Raw genomic sequence first — 19663 nt, 5'->3', positions numbered from 1 at the left:
TCCTCACACCGCGGACGGCTCCGCCACCGCCGTCCGCCCGTCCAGCACCGCGCGCCACCGCGCGACGGCGTCGGCGGACACCGGGCCGGCCCAGCCGTCCGGGCGGGCCGCGCCGCCGATGTGGAAGGCGTCGATCCCGGCGGCGCACAGGGGCGGCACATGGTCCAGGCGCAGCCCGCCGCCCACCATGATCTGCTGCCGGTAACCGGGCCCGCCGCTCCGCGCGGCCTCCGCGAGCAGCGTCGGCAGGCCCTCGTCGACTCCGCCCGCCGCGCCCGCGGTGAGGTAGGTGTCGAGGCCGGGCATGCCGTCCAGCTCCTTGCGCAGGGCGTCGCGGTCGGCGGCCCGGTCGATGGCCCGGTGGAACGTCCACGGGCACCCGTCCAGCGCGGCGACGACCCGCTCCACCGCCGCCAGGTCCACCGCGCCGTGCTCATCGAGGAACCCGAGCACGAATTCCCGCGCGCCCGCCTCCCTCAGCTCCCCCACCACACCGGTCAGCCTGTCCACACCCTGGGGACCACCGGCAAAGAACCCGTCCGTGAGCCGCACCATCACGCGCAGCGGGACGTCGACGGCGGCACGGATCGCGGCGACGGTCGCGGCCGACGGGGTGAGCCCGTCGGCCTCCATGTCGGTGACCAGCTCCAGGCGGTCCGCGCCTCCGGCCTGGGCGGCGACCGCGTCCTCGACGTCGAAGGCGATCACCTCCAGGACTGCACGCACGCTCATAGGACCCCTTTCCTCGGTTCCCCTGGGGGCTCGACAGGTCTAGTCCAATCTCAGGGTACGCCGAGGAGGTCCCGACCGGCCGCGATCACCGGAAGGATCACCGGAAGATGTTCAGCTCGCCCTTCTCCACGCCGGCCAGCTCGAACCCGTCCCCGCTGTCCGGCAGGGGCCGCCCGGCATACAGCCGGACCAGCGTGGCGGCGTCCCCGATGTACCGGGCCGGGGGCCGCTGTCCGCTCGCGTCACCCAGCCGCAGCGGTTCGTCCACATCGTCGAGATCGGCGTGCAGAGGCAGGTGGCCCGCCTCGCGGGTGACGTGGGCGAGCAGCGGCAGCGCGTACTCCAGTGCCGCGCCGGCGTACGCTCCGGGCGCGCCGAGGGCCTCGCGCACATCGCCCGCGTGCACCCACTCCCCCAGCGCGAGTTTGTCCAGCCACCCGCCGGCCCGCGCGATCAGCGGCCCGGCCTCGGTCATCCCGCGCTCCAGCTCGTCCACCACCCGTTCATGGGACCACTCGGCCAGCTCGGCGATGTCACGCGCATTGGACTCGGGCGAGAACACGCCCTCCTCGAACCGGTTCTCCACGACCCGGCGCAGCGCGGCCGAGCAGTGGGCGAGCACGTCCCGCACCGTCCACTCGGGGCACGCGGCGACCGGCAGCGCGAAGTCCGCCTCCGCCCGCGACCTGAGCAGCGGGATCAGTGCGTCCCGCTCCTCGGCGAGCAACCGCCCGGGCAGCTCCGGATCCCGATCCCGCACCTGGCGCACAGCAGCAGAAGTCATGTCCCCACGCTAGGGCGCACGCGTCGGGGCACGCCTCCCCCGGCGCGAGAACCCGGCGGAAGAGTGAGCACATGGCCGAACACGCCGGTTCGTAACGTCGTCACCCATCGGCAGCACTACGGCGCCGTGGTCACGTCCCCACGATCGACTGGTGTGCCGGAATGACCAGTCCGGGTGCCACAGACGCCCTCGGCGGCGGGGCATCCGGTCTGGCGGGATCGAGAGTCTGGCCGTTACTGGCCGTTACCCGCCTCGTCGATGCAGCACTGGTACAGCGATCCCTCCTGGAAAGCACTCGGGCCGCCCCCGAAGGAGCGGCCCCAGGACCTGGTGCAGCCATATGCACCTTGTTTCTGTGTGCTACGGCCGATGCTGCAGAGGCACGCCGGTGACGGTCAAGGCGACCGTTACGCCATGTTGACGTCGGTCTCCGGTCAGTGACGGCGGCTGGTGTGGTCGACGAAGGCGGACCAGGAGGCGGGGGACACGGTGAGGAAACCTCGACCGGTGTCCTTGGAGTCGCGGATGTGGACGGAAGAACAAGCGGCGGCAACCTCAACACAGTCACCGCCAGATCCACCGCTGTAGCTGGACTTGAACCAATGGAGCGACTGGCTCGTGAACTGCTCGCTTGTCATGAGTCTCCTTGCAGCAGCTTCTCGATGCGACGCATGGACTCCATCGGAGACAGCGCCTGAGCCCGGATGATTCCATACCGTGCCGCGATGCCACGCACGAGCTCTCGGTCAATAATGACCCGACCGCTCCCTTGGCTCTCCAGGTAGGCAACCTGCTCCCCTCCCTCCGGCACCATGAGGGTGAAGGGGCCGTCCACACAGGCATGGTCGGTTGCCAGAGTTGGCATCACCTGGATCTCTACGTTCGGATTCTCAGCCGTGAGGAGCAGGTGCTCAAGTTGTCCCCGCAGCACCTCGAAGCCACCGATGGGTCGTTGGAGGACCGCCTCCTCCAGAACGAAGCTGAGGACAGGAGACGGCCTGCGGCTGAACAGCTTGTGCCGGGCAAGGCGGGCAGCCACCATCTGCTCGATCTCCGCCTCGTGACGGCGCGGGCGCCAGACTGCGAACATCGTCCTGGCGTAGTCCTCCGTCTGAAGCATGCCGGGCACAATCAGTGGCGCGTACTGATGGAACTCAACCGCGGTCTCTTCGATGCGGGCCGCGTCCCGGAAGAAAGCGGGATACCGCGCCAAGGCGATGGCCTGCTTCATGGCGAGGAGCATCCCACCACCGTCCAGCAGACTGTCGAGCCGGTCGATGGTTTCCGGCCGTGGGATGCGCCTCCCCTGTTCGATCGCGGCGATCTGCGCCTCGCTGTATCCGATCCGTTGGGCCAGCGCGGCCTGCGTGAGCCCGGCTCGCTCGCGGAGAATCTTCATCTGCCTGCCGAAACACCGCAGCAGTTCGTCGGCGGGGTCCGCTTCCCGTGCCGACGGCTGCCCCATGATCTGCGTCACCGGACGCCCCCTTCCCTGCCCCAACAGCCATGTACACCACCCCCGACAAACACGCTGTGTAAGGGGTTCGTCACTGGTCACCGTAGGCGTGAGGCACAAAGCTCACCGGCATGACGACCGAAAATCCCCCGTTCGGGAAAACAGGACAACTCGTCCGCTCCGAGGCGGAGTTCGCGATGACCTTCACCTCCACGCCGCGCGGTGCCCGCCTGGCGCGTCGGCTCGCGTCGGAACGCCTGGACGCCTGGGGCTTCCCGTACGACTCGGACGTGAACGAGACGCTGACTCTGATCGTGTCGGAACTCGCCGCGAACGCGGTGACTCACGGCCGTGTCCCCGGCCGCGACTTCCGTCTGAGCCTGACGCTGACCGCCGCCCGCGACCGCGTATGCGTCGAGGTCACCGACACCAGAGGCGACCGCTTGCCGCCGGCCCGGCCGTGCGCGCCCGAGGACCCCGAGGCCGAGGCAGGCCGTGGATTGTGGCTGGTGACCTGTCTGGCGAGCCGACTGTCCGTCGAGCCACGAGAAGGAGGCGGTCCCGGCAAGACCCTACGAGCCGAGCTGGATCTGAGCCCGCCCTCCGCCCCCTGAACCCGCACACCTCCCGCGCGTCTCCCCGGACAATGACCCCATGGCCGACCACGCCGACCCCACCGATCACGCCGACCTCGACGCCCTGCGGATCCGCTTCGCGCGGGCACTGCACGGTGCCCGCGGCTTTGCCGACGGCCCCGATCCCGCCCCCTACGCCGACGACCTGCTGCGCCGCTGGTCCCAGCCGCACCGGCGCTACCACACGCTCGCGCATCTGACGGCGGTCCTGGACCACGTCGACACGCTGCGGCAGTACGCCGCCGACCCGGACGTCGTCCGTCTGGCCGGCTGGTTCCACGACGCGTTCTGTCTTCCGCAGCGCTCCGAGAACGAGGAGCGCTCCGCCCGCCTGGCGGAACGGGCGCTCACCGAGGCCGGGGTGCCCGCCCAGAAGGCAGCCGAGGTGGCCCGGCTGGTCCGGCTCACCGTCACGCACGACCCGGCCGACGACGACCCGGACGGCCAGGTGCTGTGCGACGCCGACCTGGCGATCCTGGCCGCGCCACCGGAGGCGTACGCCGCCTACGCGGCGGCCGTGCGGGAGGAGTACCACTTCGTCCCCGAGGACGCCTTCCGTGAGGGCCGGTCCGCGATCCTGCGAGAACTCCTCGGCCACGCACACCTGTTCCGCACTCCTCACGGCCGGCGCCACTGGGAGGCGGCGGCCCGCCGGAACCTCGCCGCAGAGCTGGCGGAGCTGGAAAAGCCGTCGCGGTGAGGTGAGCGCCCCGCCTACCCTGCCCGCCATGACCACATGGGGCGGGGAGCAGGTCGAGCAGGCCGTCGCGGGGGCCGTGGCGGTGCTGCAGACGGCCGTGGACCGGGACTGGGACGAGGTGCGAGCCGGGCGGCTGGAGTGGAGCTGCCGGTACACCGCCGAGCACATCGCAAGCGCTCTGACCGCCTACGCCGAGCAGTTGGCCGGCCGGGGACAGCACACCCGCGTCCCCTTCGGCATCGTCCTCGACGAGGGCACCGGCCCCTCGGACGTCCTGGCGGTGATCTCGACGGCCGGCGCCCTGCTCGCAGCCGCCGTGCGGACCACCCCGCCGCAGGTCAGGGCCTACCACCCGCTCGGCGACGCGGACCGTGAGGGCTTCGCCGCGATGGGCGTCACCGAGGTGCTGCTGCACACCCATGACATCGCCGGCGGGCTGGGGCTGCGCTACGAGCCCCCTGCGGAGCTGTGCGAGGACGTGCTGGGCCGGATCTTCCCGCAGGTGCAGCCGGGCCCGCGGCCCTGGCCGACCCTGCTGTGGGCCACCGGCCGCGGTGAGCTGCCCGGCAGAGCGCCGGTCGCCGAGTGGCGCTGGCACGCCCCGCTCGTGATCCCGGCCGGACGGCTCACTCTTCTGGGCGTCACTCCGGCGGCCGCACGGGATCTGCGGCTGGGCGGCGACGGAGGCTTCCGGTGGGCGGGGAAAGGACCGTATCCGGGTACGCGGGAGGCCGCCGGGATGGTGGTGACGGCGTACGAGGACGGGGTGCACCGGCCCGAATGGGGGATGTTCGCGCTGGTGCGCGACGAGGACTGGCGCGCGGTCGGCACCATCGGGTTCCACGGCGCACCTGACGACGAGGGCGGCGCGGAGGTCGGCTACGACCTGACCGAGTCGGCCCGCGGCCACGGCTACGCCACCGAGGCGCTGCGCGCGCTGGCCGCGTGGGCGCAGGGCCGGGGCGGGATCCGGCGGCTGGTGGCGCGGATCGACCGGGACAACGGGCCGTCCCAGCGTGTCGCGGAGCGGGCCGGTTTCACCCGGAGGGCCGCCGAGGGCGACCTGCTCGTCTACGAACTGCCCTGCTGAGCACGGCTCTTGCGCCGGCGCAGCCCGGAGGCGTGCAGCAGCCGCACCACCTCGCGGCTGCGGACCTCGACCGCGCCTGCCGCGACCGCGTCGTCGTAGCGGTGGGCGGGCAGGTCGTAGTGGTCGCGTTCGAAGGCGCGGCGGGGCACGCCGAGCCGTGCGGCGAAGGCGTGCAGTTCGGCATAGGAGACGTCGCTGATCAGATGCGACCACAGGCGGCCGTGGCCGGGCCAGGTGGGCGGGTCGATGTAGACGGTCACCGTGCCGCGGCCCGCCCCGGCATCCTGCGGCAGGCTGTCGCATGCCCGGCGCTCACGAGGACGGCTTCCCGCCCATCGCGTCCGCCAGCGACCCCACCGCGGCGACCTTCACGCCCGCCTTGGAGCACACCCAGTGCGGGTCGGGGCCGAGCTCGGGTTCCACGTCCAGCGCGTGCGGGTCGCCCTGCCCGCACACCGGGCACAGCGGCCAGCGGCCGTATCGTTCCAGCAGCGCGTCCTGCACGTCCTGGGCGATCAGTCCGGCCACGAAGGACGCGCCGTCCGGCCACTGCTTCACCCACCAGCGCCGCTGGGTGACGGAGTCCTCGACGAGCGACACCACGTCGGCCTGCGCGACCTCGCCCGCGACCAGGTCGGCGAGGACCAGGGCGCGAGCGGCGTGCAGGGCCTGCTCCAAGGGGCTGATGGGGTTCATGCCTCCATTGTGCGCAGTCTTGACCTGCCGTCCGAACGGAAAATATCTTTCATAGCGTGACCCAGGACGTGAAGGAAATTTTCGCAGGCTCGGGCTCCCCGACCGCGGCGCCCCCGGCGCCCGCCGCGCTGGCGGCCAAGGTGCGCACCCTCGCACCGTCCATGACCCGCTCGATGCAGCGCGTCGCGGAGGCCGTCGCCAACGACCCGGCCGGCTGCGCCGCCCTCACGGTCACCGGCCTCGCCGAACTCACCGGCACCAGTGAGGCGACCGTGGTGCGCACCGCCCGGCTGCTCGGCTACCCCGGCTACCGCGACCTGCGCCTGGCGCTCGCGGGCCTGGCCGCCCAGCAGCAGTCCGGCCGCGCACCGGCCATCACCACCGACATCGCCGTGGACGACCCGATCGCCGACGTGGTGGCCAAGCTCGCCTACGAGGAGCAGCAGACCCTCGCCGACACCGCCGCCGCACTGGACACCGCCCAGCTCGGCGCCGCCGTCGCCGCCCTGGCCACGGCCCGCCGCACCGACGTGTACGGCATCGGCGCCTCGGGCCTGGTCGCCCAGGACCTCACTCAGAAACTGCTCCGCATAGGGCTGATCGCGCACGCGCCCACCGACCCGCACCTGGCCGTGACCAACGCCGTGCAGCTGCGCACCGGCGACGTGGCCATCGCCATCACCCACTCCGGTTCCACCGGCGATGTGATCGAGCCGCTGCGCGTCGCCTTCGAACGCGGTGCCACCACCATCGCCATCACCGGCCGTCCCGACGCGCCCGTCACCCAGTACGCCGACCATGTGCTGACCACGTCCAGCTCCCGCGAAAGCGAGCTGCGCCCGGCGGCGATGTCGTCGCGGACCAGTCAACTGCTGGTCGTGGACTGCCTGTTCGTGGGCGTGGCGCAGCGCACGTACGAGACGGCGGCACCGGCGCTGGCGGCCTCCTACGAGGCCCTGGCCCACCGCCACAGCCCCCGCGGCGGATCCACGGCACGCTCCTGATCCACGCTCCTGACACACGTTCCTGACGCACCCGCCCGCCCCACCACTCCTGTCGCCCCTCACCCTCCCTGTCGCCCCTCCCCCTCCCTGTCACACCGCCCCGAGCCGAGCCGAAGCCCGACACACACAGCCCGAAGAGAGCCCACCCCGATGACCTCCACCCCCCATTACCGCGAACTGCGCGCCGAGTTGGAGTCGCTGACCACCGAGGCGTTCCGCCCGGAGCTGTCCGAGATCGACCGGCTGCCCACGCTGGAGATCGCCCGGCTGATGAACGCCGAGGACTCCACCGTGCCCGCCGCCGTGGCCGAGCGTCTGCCCGAGATCGCCGCCGCGATCGACGCCGTGGCCGAGCGGATGGCGCGCGGCGGCCGGCTGATCTACGCCGGCGCGGGCACCGCCGGCCGGCTCGGCGTGCTCGACGCCTCCGAGTGCCCGCCCACCTTCAACACCGCCCCGGAACAGGTGGTGGGCCTGATCGCGGGCGGCCCCGGCGCCATGGTGACGTCGGTGGAGGGCGCCGAGGACTCCCCCGAGCTGGCGGTGCGGGCCCTGGACGAGCTGGGCCTCACCCCGGACGACACGGTGGTCGGCGTCTCCGCCTCCGGCCGCACCCCCTACGCCATCGGCGCGGTCCGCCACGCCCGCGCGCTCGGCGCCCTGACCATCGGCCTGTCCTGCAACGAGGGCAGCGCGCTGGCGGCCGCCGCCGAGCACGGCATCGAGGTCGTCGTCGGCCCGGAACTGCTGACGGGCTCCACCCGTCTGAAGGCCGGCACCGCGCAGAAGCTGGTGCTGAACATGCTGTCGACGATCACGATGATCCGGCTGGGCAAGACCTACGGGAACCTGATGGTCGACGTGCGCGCCTCCAACGACAAGCTGCGCGCCCGCTCCCGCCGCATCGTCGCCCTGGCCACCGGCGCGACGGACGAGGAGATCGAGCGGGCGCTCGAAGCCACGGACGGCGAGGTCAAGAACGCGATCCTGGTCCTCCTGGCAGGCGTCGACGGCCCGGAGGCCGCCCGCCTCCTCGACGCCTCCGGCGGCCACCTGCGCGCCGCCCTCACGGCGAGCGGAGCGGCCGGCTCACAGAGCTGATCAGGGACCACACCGGGCAGGCCCGCGGGTCCGGACCGACGGCGAGGGCATCGACGGGACCGTCGGCTTCTGACCCGCACGACGAGGAGTCGTTCTTTCTCCGCGCCGCACGCGGCGGAAGAACGACCGAACAGGATGCGTCACACAGAAGTCGTGCCAGGTTCTGTCGGGCCTGTGCGACGCTGGCCGGTATGAACCACGCACAGTTCACCGCGCTCGGGCGGGCCCTGCGGGTGGTCGGGGAGCACGGCGAGCAGCTGACCGCCGAGGCCACCGACGCGCGGCTGCACGAGATCAGGAACGACCTGCGGCGTGCTCTCGATCTGCTGGAGGAGAGCGTGTCGCAGGAGCGGCCCACCACCCGGTGTGCCGAGCATCCGCACGGGCCGGTCGACAAGGACGCGCCCGATCTGTGCCTGCTCTGCGAGACCCGGCGCCGTGCCGCGCGCCGGGCGCAGTACACCGGCGGACCGCGCCGCGCGCCCGCGCCGGCGCACGAGGGGCCGGTGCCCTCCCGGTACGGCGTGCGCGGAGACCGGCCGGAACCCCAGCAGCGGTGGCTGCCGGAGCTGTGGAACGGCCGGGAGTGGCAGTTGTGCGGCACCCCGCGGCACGACCGCCGGGAGGCCGAGCTGTACATCGCCGCCCAGCGGCGGGGGCCGCGGGCCGCGTCGGCCTACCGGCTGGTGCACGAGTTCACCGACTACGAGGTGGTCCGCGTGTGGGGCACGCCCGTGCGGACGGGCATCGAACCGCTGGGGCACCTGTAGCGGTCCGCGCCCCGGCGGCGCCTCACCGTCCAGGCGCCGGCGTCTCCCAGTACACCTCCACGCGGTGGCCGTCCGGGTCCAGGCACTTGAAGGAGACGAGGCCGGGCTCGTCGCACTCCTCGACGATCTGTACGCCGTCGGCGGCCAGCCGCCCGCGCAGCGCCCGCACCTGCGCCGGTTCGGACAGCCGGAAACCGACATGCAGGAAGGCGGGCAGCGGTCCGACCTCGCCGGACACCGTGTGCAGGGCGAGATCGAACCCGGCGCCGTCACGGATGATCACCGTGCCGTCCTCGTAACGCTGCGCACTGGCCGGGTCGAAGCCGAAGTACGCGCAGTAGAAACGCCGGCTCGCCCGTTCGTCGCGCACCGGCAGACCGAGATGGGTCACCTGCATGACCACAGGGTCGGGCCGGCCCACAGCCACGGCAAGCCCCCGTTCGAAAGCCCGGACAGCACGCCTGGACGAGGTAAGTCCGAGGGCCCCTGCGGCCGGGGAAGGCACCGCCTGCTCCTCGGGGGAAGGCCTCCTCGGGAAGAGAGGGGCTGCGCCGGGCTGCGCGCGCCCGCGCTGCGGCGGAGCACCCGGGCCGCTCGGCCCTGCCGGGCGTCAGCCCTGGGCCGTGGGGCGCACGACGATCTCGTTGACGTCCACGGTGGCCGGCTGGTCGAGGGCGAAGCCGATCGCCTCGGCGACGGAGGCTGCGGGGATGGCGAGTTGCCGTGCGGCCGCGCGTGCTGCCGCCTGAGCCTCGGGGGCGCCACCGCGGTCCACCAGCTCGCTCTCGGTGAAGCCAGGACTGATGATCGTGACGCGGATGTCGCGGCTTTCCTGACGCAGGCCTTCCGACAGCGCCCGGACGGCGTACTTGGTGGCGCAGTACACCGCCGCGGTGGGGTCGACACGGTGACCGGCGACCGAGGCGACGTTGACGATGTGCCCGCTGCCCTGGGCACGCATCTGCGGCAGTACCGCGGCGATGCCGTAGAGCGTGCCGCGCACATTGACGTCGATCATCCGGTCCCAGTCGTCGACCCGGAGGTCCGCCATCGGGGACAGCGGCATCACGCCGGCGTTGTTCACCAGCACGTCGATCCGCCCGTAGCGGTCGAGCGCCGCGTCGGCGAACGACGTGATGCTCTCACGCTGTGTGACGTCGAGCGCACGGTGGTCCAGGTGGCCGCCCGCCGCGCGCACCTGCTGGGCCAGTGCCTCCAGCCGGTCGGTTCTGCGTGCTCCGGCCATGACCTGGTGGCCTGCGGCTGCCAGGCGACGAGCCGTGGCCTCGCCGATGCCGCTGCTGGCTCCGGTGATCAGGACGACCTTCTTCCCGGCGGGGGCGTGCGTGGACATGATGCGGATCTCCTTCGAGCAGGCGCGGCACGAATGTCAGGTGGTGACAGCCGCAGGCATCAGTTCAGCCGCCGAGGGCCTGCCCAGGAAGGCAGCGGCAGCCTGGGTGCCGCGCACCCAGGCTGCCGCGGGGCAGTACTGTCGGTCCTATGCACACGGCGTCCGCCCGTTCCCTCGGGCACTTCCTGCGCGCGTATCGCGCCCGTCTGGAGCCGTCCGATGTCGGGCTGCCCACGGGCGGCGGCAAGCGCCGGGTCACAGGTCTGCGCAGGGAAGAGGTCGCCGTGCTGGCCGGGGTGAGCGCCGACTATTACATGCGGCTGGAGCAAGGCCGGGAGACCAACCCCTCACCCCAGGTCGTCGGTGCTCTCGGCAGGGCACTGCGGCTGAACGCCGATGCGCGCACCCACCTGTTCCGCCTCGCAGGTCTCAGCCCCGTGACGCACGCCGGAAGCCTCCGCAACCAGGTGCACCCCGACCTGCTGCGCCTGCTCGACGCCTTCCCGAACGCCGCGGCCTACGTGCTGGGACCGGCGTTCGACATCCTGGCCACCAACGTCATCGCCGACGCCCTCCTGGCGCCCTTCGACGGCGAGAGGAACATGCCGCGAATCCTCTTCACCCACCCGCGGGCCCGTGACGTCTTCCCGGACCGGCAGCTCATCACCGGCGCGACCGTGTCCGCGCTCCGCATGAACGCGGCCCGCTTCAGCGATGTCACGGAGATCGACGAACTCGTCCAGGATCTGCTGGAGGCCTCGACGGAGTTCCGAGCCCTGTGGAACGACCAGGGAGTCGGTGCTCTCGCCCGGGCCTGCAAGATCTTCGTCCATCCCGAGGCCGGACGCATCGAGCTGACCTACGAAAGCTTCGACGTGCGGGCCGCGCCCGGCCAGGAACTGCTGGTGGGTTCGGCACAGCCGGGCAGCCGCAGTGCGCAGGCCCTGGCGTATCTGGCCTCCATGGCCGCTGCCTGACGCCGGCACGCGCCCGCTCCCCGGCTCGAAACCCGCGTCCCTACGCGCTGAAGGCCATGGACGCCCGCGTCCCGGTGACGCGGGCGTCCGGCAGGTGAGGCGAGGGGCGGCCCCCGCGCGACGCAGCTCGGGGAGTACCGGGCGCCGCGCCGGGCGGGCGGACAGGGCTTACGCCGTCGCCCCGGACACCTCCGGCTCCCCGGTCTCGCCGGCCGCCCCGGTCGCGGCCGGCGCCGGTGCGCCGGGGGCGGCCTCGGGGCGGTGGCGCGGGATGAAGGCGGCGACGGCGAAGCCGAGCAGGGCCGCGCCCGCGCCCATGGCCAGGACCGTGCGGAAGCCGTTCTCCGAGGGCAGCACGAAGGTGCCGAACCGCGTGGTCATGTGGGCGAGCACCACACCGGCGACCGCGCTGGCGGTGGAGGTGCCGATGGAGCGCATCAGGGTGTTGAGGCTGTTGGCCGCGCCCGTCTCGGAGGCGGGGACGGCGCTCATGATGAGCGCGGGCATCGAGCCGTAGGTGAAGCCGATGCCGGCGCCGATGACGCAGGACGCCAGGACGAAGTGCCAGACCTGCTGCATGAGCAGGATGTTCAGCCCGTATCCGGCGGCGACGATCAGGGCGCCGATCATCAGCGTGGCCTTGGGGCCCTTGGCCCGGGACACGGCGGCCGAGACCGGGGCCACGGCCATCATCACCAGACCGGAGGGCGCCATGACCAGGCCGGAGGCCAGCAGGGACTGGCCGAGGCCGTAGCCGGTCTGCTCCGGCAGCTGCAGCAGCTGCGGGATGACCAGGGACATGGAGAACATCGCGAAGCCGATCGCGACGGAGGCGAGGTTGGTCACCAGCACCTGGCGGCGTGCCGTGGTGCGCAGGTCCACCAGCGGGGCCTGGATCCGCAGCTCGAAGGCGCCCCAGGCGAGCAGGATGACCACGGCCGCGGCGAACAGGCCGAGGGTCGTGCCGCTGCCCCAGCCCCAGTCGGCGCCCTTGGAGATCGCCAGCAGCAGGCAGACCAGGCCGGCCGCCATACCGAGGGCGCCGAGGATGTCGAAGCGGCCACCGGAGCGCACCTTGGACTCGGGCACGAGCAGCAGGACGAGCGCGGCGGCGACCACGCCGAGGGCGGCGGAGGTCCAGAAGAGCACGTGCCAGTCGAAGTTCTCGGCGATGAGCGCGGCGGCGGGCAGGCCGAGGGCGCCGCCGACGCCGAGCGAGGCGCTCATCATCGCGGTGGCCGAGCCCAGCCGCTCGGCGGGCAGCTCGTCGCGCATGATGCTGATGCCGAGCGGGATCACACCGGAGGCGAGGCCCTGCAGGGTCCTTCCGACGATCATCGGGACGAGGGAGTCGCTCAGCGCGGCGGTGGCCGAGCCGGCCACCAGCATGAGCAGGCTGAGCAGCAGCATGCGGCGCTTGCCGTACATGTCGCCGAGGCGGCCCATCACCGGAGTGGCGACGGCCGCGGCGAGCAGGGTCGCGGTCACCGCCCAGGCGGTGTCCGACGCCGAGGCGTGCAGCAGCTGCGGCAGCTCCGGGACGATCGGGATCACCAGGGTCTGCATCAGCGAGACCACGATGCCGCCGAAGGCCAGCACGGCCACCACGGCGTGGGGACTCAGCGGTGCCCCGGCCTGTGCCGGCCGGGCGGGTGCGTCGGTCATGGAAAGTGTCTCCGGGAAACGCGGATCGCGAGATCACACGGACATCTACTTGACTTACGCAAGTATAGCGATTTGATTGACTTAAGCAAGCGAATGCCGTGCGGACACGCGAAGGGCCGGTGCCCGCTCGGGGCACCGGCCCGGTGACGTCCCGGCCCGGCCCGCAGGCCGGCCGCCGGAGAGACGCCGCGCTCGGTACAGCGCTCAGTACAGCGTCTTCACGGACTCCGCGTCGTACGGCTTCAGCTCGTCGAAGCGGCCCTGGAGCACCTTCGCCGCCCACTCCGGGTCCTGCAGCAGCGCACGGCCCACGGCGACCATGTCGAACTCGTCCGCCTCCAGGCGGTCCAGGAGGTTGTCGATGTTCTTGACCGGGGCGCCCTCGCCCCGGAAGGAGTCGGTGAACTCGCCGTCGAGGCCGACCGAGCCGACCGTGATGACCTGCTTGCCGGTCAGCTTCTTCGCCCAGCCCGCCAGGTTGAGGTCGGAGCCGTCGAATTCCGGCAGCCAGTAGCGGCGGGTGGAGGCGTGGAAGACGTCCACACCGGCGGCGGCCAGCGGGGTGAGGATGGCCTCCAGCTCCTCCGGCGTCTCGGCGAGACGGGCGGTGTAGTCGTGCATCTTCCACTGCGAGAAGCGGAAGATGACCGGGAACTCCGGCGACACCTTCTCGCGGACCGCCGCGACGATCTCCGCCGCGAACGTGGTGCGGGCCACCGGGTCGCCGCCGTAGGCGTCGGTACGGCGGTTGGTGCCCTCCCACAGGAACTGGTCGACGAGGTAGCCGTGCGCACCGTGGATCTCCACGCCGTCGAAACCGATGCGCTCGGCGTCCGCGGCGGCCTGGGCGAAGGCGGCGACGACGTCGTCGATGTCCTGCTGGGTCATCGCCTTGCCGGTCGGCTCGGCACCGGCGGTGACGAGACCGGACGGACCCATCGCGGGCGCCTCCGGGAACGGCGGCTTGCCGGCCTTGCGGACCATGCCGATGTGCCACAGCTGGGGCACGATCGTGCCGCCCGCCTCGTGCACGGCCTCGGTCACCTTCGCCCAGCCGGCGAGCTGCTCCTCGCCGTGGAACCGGGGCACGCGGTCGCTCTCACCGGCCGAGGGGTGACCCACGTAGGTGCCCTCGGTGACGATCAGGCCGACACCCGCGGCGGCACGGCGGGCGTAGTAGTCCCGCACGTCCTCACCGGGAATGCCGCCCGGGGAGAACATCCGGGTCATCGGCGCCATCGCGATCCTGTTGGGGACCGTCAGGCCGTTCAGCGTGACCGGGCGGGACAGGACGCGGGCCGCACGGACGGCGGCATCCGGCGCGGCGGGGTCGGAGGCGGTGCTCATGTGGAGACTCCTCAGCGGGGGAAATGAATACCGTGCGGTATGTGCACGTTCATCTTTTCTGCAGATCCCAACGGCACGACCCGCCGGAGACATTTCCCGCAACCCGCGGCTGTGACCGGGAACACTCCAGCGCTCGCACCCGTCGCCCCGGCCGCACCGCCTCGCGAAGGCCCCGCCGTCACGTCACGGCAGGCGGGCCTCCCGGTTCAGTCGCCGCACCCGCTCTCGCAGCACGTCCCCCGGCGCGGCTTCCCCCAGGCGTTCGGGCGGGCAGTCCCACTCCCGTCCGCCGCACACCGGACGCAACTGTACGTACCCTCCCTCGCGTCCCATGACCTGGCCGATGCGCCCGTCGCGCACGTCCACGACGTACGCGCCGACCGCGGGGACCGGACGGGCCGTGCCACCGCTCACGCGCCCCCCTGCCTGTCCCGCAGCACGGCGGCCAGCCGTGAGGCCACGCCCAGGTTGCACCGGCCCAGGTCGATCAGGGCGTACGGATGCCCCTGCGCGCCGGTCACCGGGTCCACCCGCAGTGACGGAAGGACGATCCCCACGTCCCGCAGAGCGGCCCGCAGCCGCTCCACCGCTTCTTCGGCGGTCCGGGCCGGCCGGTCGCCGTCCGTCACCTTCACCGTGTCCACTGCCGTGATCCCTCCACAGTGAGTTGTTATGTCACCACACAGCGTGTCCGAAACGGCCCTACCCTGACCAGCAGCGGCACCCCAACAATCTCTGCTGTCGGACCGGGAGTTTCCATTGGCAGGACCGAAGGACCTGGACCCCTCGTCGTCACCGCGCGCCCTCCTGGGCGCCGAGCTCCGGCACGCCCGCGAGAAGAAGGGGCTCATTCAGGAGCAGTTGGGCCAGTTGCTCTTCGTGAGCGGCTCGTTCGTCGGGCAACTGGAAGCGGGCACGCGACGGATGCAGCCAGAGATCGCACGGATGCTGGACGAGATCCTGGAGACGGACGGGTTCTTCCTGCGGAACTGCCAGAGCAGCGGCCAAGTCCAAGTACCAGGACCACTTCGCCGAGGCGGTGGAGCTCGAAGCTCAAGCCACGGCCATCCGGCAGTACACCCCGCTTCTGATCCCGGGACTGCTCCAGACCGCCGCCTACGCACGTGCGGTGAACTAGGCCTACGACCCGACTGCGACGGAAGAGGCCATCGATCGCTGGGTGAGCAACCGAATGGCTCGTATCCGTCTGCTCGAACACCCAGCAAAACCGATGTTATGGGCGGTGATTGACGAGGCCTCACTGCGCCGTACGACCGGTGGTCCGACGGTGATGGCAGAGGCCCTGCGCCACATCGCCGACCTGAGCCGAAGGCGCCGGATCATCGCGCAGGTGCTGCCCCTCGACGCCGGAGCACACACGGCGATGGAGGGCGCCTTGAAGCTCATGGATTTCGACGACGCCCCTCCCGTCGTCTACCTGGAAGGGGTACGCAGCGGGCGACTGGAGGACGACCCTGCGACGGTCGCCCAGTTGAGATTCGTCTTCGACCTCCTCACAGCCTCCGCATTGTCACCGGGCAAGTTGCTGGCGTCCATTGAGGCATTGGCAGAGGATTACTCGCATGAGGAACCCTGAGGACGGCCTGAGCGCGGCCGCATGACACAAGTCCAGTTACAGCGGAGGCGGGGGCGGCAATTGCCTCGAAGTCACCCGCTGGCGCAAGTCCACCTACAGCGACAACGCCGGAAACTGCCTGGAAGTCGCCCCCGGTCACCCCACCCTCGTCCCCGTCCGCGACTCCAAGAATCCCGACGGGCCGAAGCTGGCGTTCACGGCCAAGGCCTGGTCCGCGTTCGTCTCGGGGCTCAAGCCTTGAGCTTCGAGCCCTCTGTGCAAGGAACGGGTGGGGGGTTCAACCCACCCACCCTCCCCGCGCGTTGACGCTGCGCGGTCGATTTGCCACGGACGGTCATCACGCTCTAGCGTGCCCGCACAACGAACAACCCCCGCCAGGCGCTACCAACACCTGCGGGGGTCTGACCGACGAGATCGAAAGCAGGTCGATCCCGTGGCTGACACCCACTCTAGTCATGCCTCCCTGCCCGTGCACGCGTCCTCGCACCCCATGGCCAAGCCGGGGTACGGGAAACGGTCGGTGCCCGGCCAACTCCCGCGCAGGGGCGACGACTTCTGCCATCTTCCGCCTCGCGAGGCGGCCGTCGCGGCGTATCTCGACCGGCTTCCGCAGGGCGCCGACATCTCGGTGAAAACGCTGGCCAAGCAGCTTCCCTACGGCCAGTGCGCGCTGCGCACGGCCCTGAACCGGCTGCAGGCGGCCGGGCACCTGCGGCGCGGCCGTGAGCGGCTGGAGACGGATGCGGGCGGTACCCGATGGATCACCCGATCGTGGTGGTCGCGTACCGCTCGTGATGACGCGTGGTGGACGGCGTTCATCCGGGGCGAGGTGCCCGAGGAGGCGGCCACGGCGTCGCCGGGCCCCACCCGGTCCCGCGCCCACATCCTGCTCGCCGCCCTGGGCCGTACCGCACCCGTGCTGTCGCTGTCCGCCGCCGACTGCGCCGCCCTGGCGCCGCTGGTCACGGAGTGGTTCGCGCGCGGGGCCGGCGACGAGGCCGTGGTCCGCGCCCTGACCGAGGGGCTGCCGTCCCCGGTGCACCACCCGGCCGCGCTGGTCCGCCGCCGCCTGATCGACAAGCTGCCGCCGGAACCGGTGCCCCGGCCGGCGCCCCGGCGCCTGCTGGAATGCGCGGAGTGCGGCGTGCCGGGGCGGCCGGAAGCGCTCCCAGGAGGCCTGTGCGCGGGCTGCCGAGGCGGGCGCGCCCCCACGCGCTCCCACGCGCCCCTGGCTCCCTCGGCGGTCCGAGCCCGAGCAGCGGGGATCCGCGCTGCGATGGCTGTCAAGCGTGAGGAACGGACACCCGTATGACGGCATCCACGGTCCGACATGACCACCTGCGGGCACATGGGGGAGAGCAGGCGACGCCAGACCCCTGACACCGGAGAACGCCCGCAGATGTCCGTCGAGGACTTCGAGGAACTCGTCCGCCGGGCTCTCCCAGGGAGCTGCGGAACCAGCTGGAGCTCAAGGCCGAGGCCTACCGCAAGGGACGCGCCATCACCGACGGCTTCCTCGCACCCGTGGGTCACTTCGAGGGCCACGGCAACTGGTCCGACGCCGACGGCGCGCTCATGGCCGTGGAGATCACCTCGCACGACCGCGACACCGACCAGCGCGCCCGCATCGACAAGCCCGTGGGCTGCGCGGCGGCCGGGATCCCGTCCATCTGCTCATCGACCGAGACAGCGCCACGGTCAGCGTGTACAGCGAGCCGAAGGACGGGCGTTACCTCCAGTGCTCCACCCGCCCGTGGGGGGCGACCGTCGACCTGCCGCCTGGGGTGGGCCTCACGCTCGACACCGAGAAGCTCAAGGACTACGCCGACTGAGCCCTGTACCCGGAAACGCCCGAGGGCGGCACCCCCTGTCTCCAGGGAGTGCCGCCCTCGTCGCTACGGACTGGTTCCGATCCTCAGCGGGATCAGAAGTCCATGTCACCGCCCGGCATGCCGCCACCGGCCGGCGCGGCGGCCTTCTCCGGCTTGTCGGCGATGACGGCCTCGGTGGTGAGGAACAGCGCGGCGATGGACGCGGCGTTCTGCAGGGCCGAGCGGGTCACCTTGGCCGGGTCGATGATGCCCTCGGCGATCAGGTCGACGTACTCGCCGGTCGCGGCGTTCAGGCCGTGGCCCGGGGTCAGGTTGCGGACCTTCTCCACCACGACGCCGCCCTCCAGGCCGGCGTTGACGGCGATCTGCTTCAGCGGGGCCTCCAGGGCGACGCGCACGGCGTTGGCGCCGGTCGCCTCGTCACCCTCCAGCTCCAGCTTCTCGAAGACCTGGGAGGCCTGCAGCAGGGCCACGCCACCACCGGCGACGATGCCCTCCTCGACGGCCGCCTTGGCGTTGCGGACGGCGTCCTCGATGCGGTGCTTGCGCTCCTTGAGCTCCACCTCGGTGGCGGCACCGGCCTTGATGACGGCGACACCGCCGGCCAGCTTGGCCAGACGCTCCTGCAGCTTCTCGCGGTCGTAGTCGGAGTCGCTGTTCTCGATCTCGGCGCGGATCTGGTTGACGCGGCCGTTGACCTGCTCCGGGGAGCCGGCACCGTCGACGATGGTGGTCTCGTCCTTGGTGATGACCACCTTGCGGGCGCGGCCCAGCAGGTCGAGGGTGGCGTTCTCCAGCTTGAGGCCGACCTCCTCGGAGATGACCTCGCCGCCCGTGAGGATGGCGATGTCGCCGAGCATGGCCTTGCGGCGGTCACCGAAGCCCGGAGCCTTGACGGCGACGGACTTGAAGGTGCCGCGGATCTTGTTGACGACCAGGGTGGACAGGGCCTCGCCCTCGACGTCCTCGGCGATGATCAGCAGCGGCTTGCCCGACTGCATGACCTTCTCCAGCAGCGGGAGGAGGTCCTTGACCGCGGAGATCTTGGAGTTGGCGATGAGGATGTACGGGTCCTCGAGCACCGCCTCCATGCGCTCCATGTCGGTGGCGAAGTAGGCGGAGATGTAACCCTTGTCGAAGCGCATGCCCTCGGTGAGCTCCAGCTCCAGACCGAAGGTCTGCGACTCCTCGACGGTGATGACGCCTTCCTTGCCGACCTTGTCCATGGCCTCGGCGATCAGCTCACCGATCTGGGTGTCGGCGGCGGAGATGGACGCGGTGGAGGCGATCTGCTCCTTGGTCTCGACCTCCTTGGCCTGGTCGAGCAGGGCGGTGGAGACGGCCTCGACGGCCTTCTCGATACCGCGCTTGAGAGCCATCGGGTTGGCACCGGCGGCGACGTTGCGCAGGCCCTCCTTCACCAGGGCCTGGGCGAGCACGGTCGCGGTGGTCGTACCGTCACCGGCGACGTCGTCCGTCTTCTTGGCGACTTCCTTGACCAGCTCGGCGCCGATCTTCTCGTACGGGTCCTCGAGCTCGATCTCCTTGGCGATGGAAACACCGTCGTTGGTGATCGTGGGGGCGCCCCACTTCTTCTCGAGGACGACGTTGCGGCCCTTGGGGCCGAGGGTCACCTTGACGGCGTCCGCGAGCTGGTTCATGCCGCGCTCGAGGCCGCGCCGCGCCTCCTCGTCGAACGCGATGATCTTGGCCATGTGAAGTGGTCCCTCCAGGACTGGGGGTGATTCCTTCGGACCGCGCCCGCGCCCGCGACGGACGGCTCGCCGGCCTCGTGGTTCCTTGCCCCACCCGGCCTGCGGGCCTCACCGACCCGGTCCTTCGCTGTCACTCTCACCTTCAGAGTGCTAACGCCACCAATGATTAGCACTCGGCATGCCCGAGTGCAAGGCGCACCGGCGGAGC

The 19663-nt window shown here is 71.5% G+C and carries 22 protein-coding genes and 2 pseudogenes; 11 read left to right on the top strand and 13 right to left on the bottom strand.

Annotation, left to right across the window (positions count from 1 at the left end):
- Nucleotides 1–3 precede the first annotated feature (3 nt).
- The 4 genes from IE286_RS09640 to IE286_RS09625 all read right to left on the bottom strand — a co-directional run bounded on the left by IE286_RS09640 (nt 4) and on the right by IE286_RS09625 (nt 2981).
- Complete coding sequence (locus IE286_RS09640; protein ID WP_189796206.1) at nt 4–732, bottom strand: copper homeostasis protein CutC; 729 nt, start codon at nt 730–732, stop codon at nt 4–6.
- Between the two features lie 97 nt (nt 733–829).
- Nucleotides 830–1516, bottom strand: coding sequence for a maleylpyruvate isomerase family mycothiol-dependent enzyme (locus IE286_RS09635; RefSeq protein ID WP_189796205.1), 687 nt, complete (start codon nt 1514–1516; stop codon nt 830–832).
- Nucleotides 1517–1950: 434 nt separating this feature from the next.
- Nucleotides 1951–2154 carry a DUF397 domain-containing protein gene (locus tag IE286_RS09630; RefSeq protein WP_189796204.1) on the bottom strand — a complete coding sequence of 68 codons (204 nt, stop codon included), beginning with the start codon at nt 2152–2154 and terminating at the stop codon, nt 1951–1953.
- Nucleotides 2151–2981, bottom strand: coding sequence for a helix-turn-helix domain-containing protein (locus IE286_RS09625; RefSeq protein WP_189796282.1), 831 nt, complete (start codon nt 2979–2981; stop codon nt 2151–2153). The genes IE286_RS09630 and IE286_RS09625 overlap by 4 nt, the downstream gene beginning before the upstream one ends.
- 122 nt (nt 2982–3103) lie before the next feature.
- Between IE286_RS09625 and IE286_RS09620 the strand changes: the two genes are divergently transcribed.
- The 3 genes from IE286_RS09620 to IE286_RS09610 are packed head-to-tail and all read left to right on the top strand — an operon-like array spanning nt 3104 to nt 5397.
- Nucleotides 3104–3586 (top strand): ATP-binding protein, encoded by a 483-nt coding sequence (locus IE286_RS09620; RefSeq protein ID WP_189796203.1) that lies wholly within the window; start codon nt 3104–3106, stop codon nt 3584–3586.
- A 40-nt stretch (nt 3587–3626) separates the two neighbouring features.
- Entirely contained in the window at nt 3627–4307 is a 681-nt protein-coding gene (locus IE286_RS09615) for an HD domain-containing protein (protein WP_189796202.1), read from the top strand.
- A 28-nt stretch (nt 4308–4335) separates the two neighbouring features.
- Nucleotides 4336–5397 carry a GNAT family N-acetyltransferase gene (locus IE286_RS09610; RefSeq protein WP_189796201.1) on the top strand — a complete coding sequence of 354 codons (1062 nt, stop codon included), beginning with the start codon at nt 4336–4338 and terminating at the stop codon, nt 5395–5397.
- Here IE286_RS09610 and IE286_RS09605 read toward each other — a convergent pair.
- Together IE286_RS09605 and IE286_RS09600 are read right to left on the bottom strand one after the other, a co-directional pair.
- A complete protein-coding gene (locus IE286_RS09605) occupies nt 5379–5657 on the bottom strand; it encodes a DUF4031 domain-containing protein (RefSeq protein WP_189796200.1) in 279 nt (92 codons plus the stop codon). The genes IE286_RS09610 and IE286_RS09605 overlap by 19 nt on opposite strands.
- Before the next feature lie 52 nt (nt 5658–5709).
- Nucleotides 5710–6093: a DUF8819 family protein gene (locus IE286_RS09600; RefSeq protein WP_189796199.1), complete on the bottom strand. Its 384-nt coding sequence runs from the start codon at nt 6091–6093 to the stop codon at nt 5710–5712.
- 56 nt (nt 6094–6149) lie between these two features.
- Between IE286_RS09600 and IE286_RS09595 the strand changes: the two genes are divergently transcribed.
- The 3 genes from IE286_RS09595 to IE286_RS09585 all read left to right on the top strand — a co-directional run bounded on the left by IE286_RS09595 (nt 6150) and on the right by IE286_RS09585 (nt 8968).
- On the top strand, nt 6150–7097 hold the full coding sequence (locus IE286_RS09595) for a MurR/RpiR family transcriptional regulator (protein WP_189796198.1): 948 nt from the start codon (nt 6150–6152) through the stop codon (nt 7095–7097).
- A gap of 150 nt (nt 7098–7247) precedes the next feature.
- Entirely contained in the window at nt 7248–8198 is a 951-nt protein-coding gene (gene murQ, locus IE286_RS09590; RefSeq protein ID WP_189796197.1) for an N-acetylmuramic acid 6-phosphate etherase, read from the top strand.
- Between the two features lie 191 nt (nt 8199–8389).
- A complete protein-coding gene (locus IE286_RS09585; protein ID WP_189796196.1) occupies nt 8390–8968 on the top strand; it encodes a hypothetical protein in 579 nt (192 codons plus the stop codon).
- Between the two features lie 22 nt (nt 8969–8990).
- On the opposite strand, the gene IE286_RS09580 is transcribed toward IE286_RS09585, so the two are convergent.
- Both IE286_RS09580 and IE286_RS09575 read right to left on the bottom strand, forming a co-directional pair.
- A complete protein-coding gene (locus IE286_RS09580; protein WP_189796195.1) occupies nt 8991–9365 on the bottom strand; it encodes a VOC family protein in 375 nt (124 codons plus the stop codon).
- Between the two features lie 213 nt (nt 9366–9578).
- Nucleotides 9579–10322 carry an SDR family oxidoreductase gene (locus IE286_RS09575; RefSeq protein ID WP_189796194.1) on the bottom strand — a complete coding sequence of 248 codons (744 nt, stop codon included), beginning with the start codon at nt 10320–10322 and terminating at the stop codon, nt 9579–9581.
- Between the two features lie 149 nt (nt 10323–10471).
- On the opposite strand from IE286_RS09575, the gene IE286_RS09570 reads away from it, so the two are divergent.
- Nucleotides 10472–11299 carry a helix-turn-helix transcriptional regulator gene (locus IE286_RS09570; protein WP_189796193.1) on the top strand — a complete coding sequence of 276 codons (828 nt, stop codon included), beginning with the start codon at nt 10472–10474 and terminating at the stop codon, nt 11297–11299.
- A gap of 168 nt (nt 11300–11467) precedes the next feature.
- Here the strand turns inward: IE286_RS09570 and IE286_RS09565 are convergent, their stop codons facing one another.
- The 4 genes from IE286_RS09565 to IE286_RS09550 form a co-directional block, all read right to left on the bottom strand.
- On the bottom strand, nt 11468–12964 hold the full coding sequence (locus IE286_RS09565) for an MFS transporter (protein WP_189796192.1): 1497 nt from the start codon (nt 12962–12964) through the stop codon (nt 11468–11470).
- A 204-nt stretch (nt 12965–13168) separates the two neighbouring features.
- Nucleotides 13169–14311: an NADH:flavin oxidoreductase gene (locus IE286_RS09560; RefSeq protein WP_189796191.1), complete on the bottom strand. Its 1143-nt coding sequence runs from the start codon at nt 14309–14311 to the stop codon at nt 13169–13171.
- Nucleotides 14312–14494: 183 nt separating this feature from the next.
- Entirely contained in the window at nt 14495–14725 is a 231-nt protein-coding gene (locus tag IE286_RS09555; protein ID WP_189796295.1) for a hypothetical protein, read from the bottom strand.
- Nucleotides 14722–14955 (bottom strand): hypothetical protein, encoded by a 234-nt coding sequence (locus IE286_RS09550; protein WP_229862182.1) that lies wholly within the window; start codon nt 14953–14955, stop codon nt 14722–14724. Before IE286_RS09550 ends, IE286_RS09555 begins: the two co-directional genes overlap by 4 nt.
- A 115-nt stretch (nt 14956–15070) precedes the next feature.
- Between IE286_RS09550 and IE286_RS09545 the strand changes: the two are divergent.
- From IE286_RS09545 to IE286_RS27590, 4 genes and pseudogenes are all read left to right on the top strand, one after another.
- Nucleotides 15071–15908, top strand: a pseudogene (locus tag IE286_RS09545) (helix-turn-helix domain-containing protein).
- Nucleotides 15909–15933: 25 nt separating this feature from the next.
- Nucleotides 15934–16149: pseudogene (locus tag IE286_RS09540) on the top strand (DUF397 domain-containing protein); the annotation flags it as partial.
- A gap of 249 nt (nt 16150–16398) precedes the next feature.
- A complete protein-coding gene (locus IE286_RS09535) occupies nt 16399–17220 on the top strand; it encodes a hypothetical protein (protein ID WP_189796280.1) in 822 nt (273 codons plus the stop codon).
- Between the two features lie 391 nt (nt 17221–17611).
- The gene (locus tag IE286_RS27590) at nt 17612–17740 is read left to right on the top strand and encodes a hypothetical protein (protein WP_267969544.1); all 129 of its coding nucleotides are present in this window, start codon (nt 17612–17614) and stop codon (nt 17738–17740) included.
- A gap of 92 nt (nt 17741–17832) precedes the next feature.
- Here the strand turns inward: IE286_RS27590 and groL are convergent, their stop codons facing one another.
- Nucleotides 17833–19455, bottom strand: a complete 1623-nt coding sequence (gene groL / locus IE286_RS09525; protein ID WP_189796190.1) for a chaperonin GroEL — start codon at nt 19453–19455, stop codon at nt 17833–17835.
- Between the last annotated feature and the right edge of the window lie 208 nt (nt 19456–19663).

It is taken from the genome of Streptomyces thermodiastaticus (assembly GCF_014656135.1).
Classification (GTDB): domain Bacteria; phylum Actinomycetota; class Actinomycetes; order Streptomycetales; family Streptomycetaceae; genus Streptomyces; species Streptomyces thermodiastaticus.
Note: the sequence above shows the minus strand (reverse complement) of the source record. Positions and strands in the feature narration are given on the sequence as shown.

Bases quoted from the DNA above. Each gene is read 5' to 3' on its own strand.
- IE286_RS09565 (WP_189796192.1), bottom strand. From the start codon at position 12,964: ATGACCGACGCACCCGCCCGGCCGGCACAGGCCGGGGCACCGCTGAGT.
- IE286_RS09610 (WP_189796201.1), top strand. From the start codon at position 4,336: ATGACCACATGGGGCGGGGAGCAGGTCGAGCAGGCCGTCGCGGGGGCC.
- IE286_RS09585 (WP_189796196.1), top strand. From the start codon at position 8,390: ATGAACCACGCACAGTTCACCGCGCTCGGGCGGGCCCTGCGGGTGGTC.
- IE286_RS09570 (WP_189796193.1), top strand. From the start codon at position 10,472: ATGCACACGGCGTCCGCCCGTTCCCTCGGGCACTTCCTGCGCGCGTAT.
- IE286_RS09615 (WP_189796202.1), top strand. From the start codon at position 3,627: ATGGCCGACCACGCCGACCCCACCGATCACGCCGACCTCGACGCCCTG.
- IE286_RS09630 (WP_189796204.1), bottom strand. From the start codon at position 2,154: ATGACAAGCGAGCAGTTCACGAGCCAGTCGCTCCATTGGTTCAAGTCC.
- IE286_RS09575 (WP_189796194.1), bottom strand. From the start codon at position 10,322: ATGTCCACGCACGCCCCCGCCGGGAAGAAGGTCGTCCTGATCACCGGA.
- IE286_RS09640 (WP_189796206.1), bottom strand. From the start codon at position 732: ATGAGCGTGCGTGCAGTCCTGGAGGTGATCGCCTTCGACGTCGAGGAC.
- IE286_RS09620 (WP_189796203.1), top strand. From the start codon at position 3,104: ATGACGACCGAAAATCCCCCGTTCGGGAAAACAGGACAACTCGTCCGC.
- IE286_RS09625 (WP_189796282.1), bottom strand. From the start codon at position 2,981: ATGGGGCAGCCGTCGGCACGGGAAGCGGACCCCGCCGACGAACTGCTG.
- IE286_RS09600 (WP_189796199.1), bottom strand. From the start codon at position 6,093: ATGAACCCCATCAGCCCCTTGGAGCAGGCCCTGCACGCCGCTCGCGCC.
- IE286_RS09580 (WP_189796195.1), bottom strand. From the start codon at position 9,365: ATGCAGGTGACCCATCTCGGTCTGCCGGTGCGCGACGAACGGGCGAGC.
- IE286_RS09535 (WP_189796280.1), top strand. From the start codon at position 16,399: ATGGCCAAGCCGGGGTACGGGAAACGGTCGGTGCCCGGCCAACTCCCG.
- murQ (WP_189796197.1), top strand. From the start codon at position 7,248: ATGACCTCCACCCCCCATTACCGCGAACTGCGCGCCGAGTTGGAGTCG.
- IE286_RS09635 (WP_189796205.1), bottom strand. From the start codon at position 1,516: ATGACTTCTGCTGCTGTGCGCCAGGTGCGGGATCGGGATCCGGAGCTG.
- groL (WP_189796190.1), bottom strand. From the start codon at position 19,455: ATGGCCAAGATCATCGCGTTCGACGAGGAGGCGCGGCGCGGCCTCGAG.
- IE286_RS09560 (WP_189796191.1), bottom strand. From the start codon at position 14,311: ATGAGCACCGCCTCCGACCCCGCCGCGCCGGATGCCGCCGTCCGTGCG.